The organism is Candidatus Poribacteria bacterium, from assembly GCA_021162805.1.
Taxonomy (GTDB): domain Bacteria; phylum Poribacteria; class WGA-4E; order B28-G17; family B28-G17; genus JAGGXZ01.
This window is the reverse complement of sequence record JAGGXZ010000113.1, coordinates 1-4,162: the sequence shown is the minus strand read 5'-3', so window position 1 is coordinate 4,162 and position 4,162 is coordinate 1. Positions and strand designations below refer to the sequence as shown.

At 53.0% G+C, this 4,162-nt stretch carries 3 protein-coding genes and 2 rRNA genes; all 5 read left to right on the top strand.

From position 1 onward, the window contains the following. Positions 1-211: ribosomal RNA gene (locus J7M22_08830) — 23S ribosomal RNA — on the top strand; the annotation flags it as partial. An 80-nt stretch (positions 212-291) separates the two neighbouring features. Further along, positions 292-408 (top strand): 5S ribosomal RNA (gene rrf, locus J7M22_08825). Positions 409-540: 132 nt separating this feature from the next. After that, positions 541-1,119 carry an RNA polymerase sigma factor gene (locus tag J7M22_08820; protein ID MCD6506713.1) on the top strand — a complete coding sequence of 193 codons (579 nt, stop codon included), beginning with the start codon at positions 541-543 and terminating at the stop codon, positions 1,117-1,119. Further along, the gene (locus J7M22_08815; protein MCD6506712.1) at positions 1,109-1,792 is read left to right on the top strand and encodes a hypothetical protein; all 684 of its coding nucleotides are present in this window, start codon (positions 1,109-1,111) and stop codon (positions 1,790-1,792) included. The genes J7M22_08820 and J7M22_08815 overlap by 11 nt, the downstream gene beginning before the upstream one ends. 271 nt (positions 1,793-2,063) lie before the next feature. Continuing rightward, positions 2,064-4,100: a carbohydrate binding family 9 domain-containing protein gene (locus J7M22_08810; protein MCD6506711.1), complete on the top strand. Its 2,037-nt coding sequence runs from the start codon at positions 2,064-2,066 to the stop codon at positions 4,098-4,100. Positions 4,101-4,162: the final 62 nt, after the last annotated feature.

Below are 4,162 nucleotides of genomic sequence, written 5' to 3'. Positions count from 1 at the left end.
ACCAGTTGTCGCGCCAGCGGCATAGCTGGGTAGCCATGTCCGGACGGGATAACCGCTGAAAGCATCTAAGCGGGAAGCCCACCCCAAGATTAGGTGCCCCACGGGGTTAACCCGGTAAGGCCCCTCCGAGACTAGGAGGTTGATAGGCCGGAGGTGTAAGCGGGGTGACCCGTTCAGCCGACCGGTACTAATCGGCCGAGGGCTTGACCACTCATCACCCTTTCCCTTTCTCCTCTTCATAAACGCGGTTGTCATCCGGCCTTATAATATAAATGCATCATGACTCTGTGCTCCGGTGACTATAGCGGCGGGGAAACGCCCGTTCCCATCCCGAACACGGAAGCTAAGCCCGCCAGCGCCGATGATACTGCGGGGGAGACCCCGTGGGAAAGTAGGTCGTCGCCGGGGCACATTTTTTATTCCCACCAGATTAATCCTTCCTGTGAAGATTCAACATGCTGTTCGGCCGGGATCAGATGCTGCTAACCTTCAGGGCGGGTCATGTCTCTATATAGTTGAAAACCTGAGGAGCCCTTATGAATGAGCGATTGGTCAAAATACAGTGATGTGGAGCTCGTGATAGCCTCGCTTCTGGGCAACCTCGATGCTTTCGGCGAGCTTATCACCAGATATCGCCCGGCCATGATCGAGGTGGCGAGGGAGATCCTAAGGGATGAGATCGCCGCCGAGGATGTGGTCCAGGACGCGTGTATCCTGGCTTTCAAGGCCCTTCCCCAGCTCGAACGATTCGACAGATTCGGCTCATGGCTCTATTCGATCACCCGCAACCGAGCCATACGGTATCGGAAGCGATCGGAAAGAATGGAGCCCAGGTCGGACATAGATCTGATCGTCCTCAAGCGCTGCCCGCCCATAACCGAGACGCCGGCCAGGATATTGGAGCGCAGGGAGAGATACAGAGAGCTGAACGAGACGATCGAAGGTCTGCCCTCTGAATACCGCCTTGTGATCAGAATGCATTACTGGGACGAGATGCCGCTTGAGAGGATCGCCGACTTTCTCTCCGTGCCCGTCAGCACCGTCAAATGGAGGCTTTTCAAGGCCCGCCAGCTCCTCAGGAGTAAACTTATCAAAAGGGGGTTTCGAGATGAACGGTGAAAAGGAGATCCGTGGGATAATGCGCATGCTCGACTCCATCGCCAAAACGGCCGAGCAGGCCAGCCTCACCGGCATGCTCGCCGAGGGCAAGGGGATAGCCATAAGGCAGTATAACGCCATCCTCAAAAGGTTATCCGAGATGGGCGAGATACCGGAGGGGCTTTTCCCTGAACTGGGTGAGGATGCCTCGTTCGATGAGGTGGGAATCGCCTGCAAACAGTTGGTGAATTACCTGGAAGGAACGATGGAGGCTGAGGAGCGAAAGGAGGGAAAGGCTGGCGTAGGAGGCGGAGATTACGTCGCAAGCGACAATATCTTCATCGTGGGAGGAGATATGTTCAGGGAGCTGGGCGATTGGCTGAGATCAGGGCTGCTGAGGGACGTGAAGGAGACTCTCAGAGATGTCTTCAAGCCGAAGGTTGAGGAGAAGGCCGAAGAGGAGAAGGAGGAAGAGGAGGAAAACCTGACCCTCGATGAGCTTGAGAGCAGAATAGCCGAGCTCGGCGGGCAGATGCAGGTGCTGGCCGAAAAGCTCCGCCGCGAGGAGCTCTCCCCGGATGAGGTGAAGAGGCTGGCCGATGAGATGCGAAAGATCGGTCTTAAACAAGCCGAGCTCGCCCGCAAACGGGCCGAGCTGAGGGCGAAGATGAATCAATCTTCCACGGCAAGCTAAACGGCGGGAGAGCGTTGGTGAAACTAGGCAAAATCAACGTTCGAAGTGATAAGCTGATAGACAAAGGTAGAGCCTTCAGCGGGAGATCTCGATAGACATCCTAAAGCTGAAGGCTCATCTAACGCAAGTGCTGAATATAATTTTACCTCATATGCGACTCCTGCGCAAGGAAAAAGGACGCAAAACAGGGACGGCCCCCTGTGCCTGCCCGGAGTTTGAGGGCACACACGGGGCGTCATTTCCACGAATGCAAACGAAAAGGAGGCTAAAAATGAGGGTAGGATTGTATCCGATTATTTTCTGCGTGGCAGGGTTTTTAATCCTTCTATCTTCTGCGGTGGGATCGGAAACCGTTGGTAAATCGCTCCAGGCTCTCAAAACATCCCAACCCCCGAGGATAGACGGCGACTTAAATGACCCTTGCTGGCGAAATGCGCCCAAGGCAACGGGATTCGTGGATAAACTCCTGGACACGCCTCCCGAAGATCAAACCGTGGCCTACATCCTCTATGATGACGAGAACATCTACGTCGCATTTTACTGCTACGACTCAAAACCGGAAGAGATTGTCGCCCGTGAAACCAAGCGAGATGGGAATTTCCGGAACGACGATTACGTCTCTTTCTCTATCAACCCTTTTGATTCGCACCGTCACTCCGATCGTTCCTTTTTCCTGGTAAACGCCATCGGAACTCAGTTTTCAAGGATCGCTGGCGGACGGGCGACTAAAACCGAGTGGAAGGGAGACTGGAAAGCCGCAGTGAAACGGGTGGAAGATGGTTGGACAGCGGAGATGATGATACCTTTCGCCATCCTAGATTATCCCTCCACCGGAAAACCCACCACCATCGAGATAAACTTCGACAGGATGCAACAGCGCACAGGGGTTAACTCCTTCTGGTCGAACATCGGCCCACAGGAAGATCTCGAAAAGGATGGACATCTGGTGGGAATCATATTTCCCAAAAAGAGCTCAAAACGTCGCCTGTCGTTGATGGTTTATACTTTCGCAGGCGTTGAACCCGAAAAAAGCAGGACGATCCGGGCCGGCGCGGATGTTAAGTACCCTATCTCCTCGAGCATCACAGCTCTAATTACGGTCAATCCGGACTTCTCAAACGTCGAACAGGATGTCGAATCCATAGATTTCTCCTATCAACAGCGATGGTATCCGGACAGACGACCCTTCTTTCAGGAAGGTGGCGAGATCTTCACTTTTGGAAATAGCAATCTTCTGCTCTTCTACAGCCGAAACATCCCTCAGATCGACCTTGGTGCCAAAGTCCACGGGAAAATCGGTAAAACCGCCTTCGGTCTGCTGAACTGCGCCGATTTCAAGGAGAGGAATGACCTTGTGTTCGCCTTGAGACGGGACATCGGCTCAGCATCTGTTAGGGTAAGATTCATCAGAAGGGACGACTCCAAGGTGCGAAATCAAGTGGTGAGCTTCGAACCGAATGGGGGGTTCAAAAGCCTCCGTTTCGGAGGGATATTAAGCGGAAGTTGGACCGAAGGGGAAGGCGGTGAAGGGTCAATCGGAGCTATTTACGCGGGACATTTCACCAAACGGACATGGGCAAACGTGAATCTCTTCTATATGACCCCGAACTTCAACGCCGCCGACGGTTTCATCCCATATGATGACATGCGAGGTTACAACCTCAACGGCGGCTACAGCAACGAATGGAGGGAAGGCCCTATCAGAAAGGTTAACTGCGGCTTCAATCTCTCTCGAGTCGATCGCTATGACGGTTCACCTTACATGAGGGACGTCAACTTTTGGGGGGAAACGCAGTTTTCAAGCGATTACGCCGTTAATCTCAACGGGGGAGTCGGCAGATATGAGGAGCACAGGGACTGGACGGTGGGGATAACGTTACGAGGAAACGTCAGAGACCAGCATCGCAGCTACGGCGTGAACCTCTCCTACGGCAGGCGTCAGAGCACGAGATACGGTTACGCCAGACCTTTCATCAATCTGAAACCTACAGGGAAAATCTCCTTCAGGCTGAGTTCCGAATTTCTATGGCATAAAGGGGACAGAATTCAACATGTCCTCCAATTCAACTATGACATCACGCCGGAAAGAGGTTTGGGTGGCAGATTTGTGTATCGGGATGGCAGTTTAAACGCCTTTTTAACCTATCGTCAGGCGGTGCATAAGGGCATAGACGCTTTCATAATCTTGGGCGATCCGAATGCGGAAAAGATGAAGAAACGCATAGTGGCTAAGGTGGTCATGCCGTTGTTATCACCTCCGCATCGCTCATCTTGGCTCTGGGATCTTGTTCATGGCCTATTGCCTTGAGGAGATCGTCTATTATGGTGTATAATGCTATCGCTTTGTTTATCATTTTTCTCCTCCTGCTT

Excerpts from the sequence above, each read along its gene's own strand:
- J7M22_08815 (MCD6506712.1), top strand. The coding sequence starts at position 1,109 with ATGAACGGTGAAAAGGAGATCCGTGGGATAATGCGCATGCTCGACTCC.
- J7M22_08810 (MCD6506711.1), top strand. The coding sequence starts at position 2,064 with ATGAGGGTAGGATTGTATCCGATTATTTTCTGCGTGGCAGGGTTTTTA.
- J7M22_08820 (MCD6506713.1), top strand. The coding sequence starts at position 541 with ATGAGCGATTGGTCAAAATACAGTGATGTGGAGCTCGTGATAGCCTCG.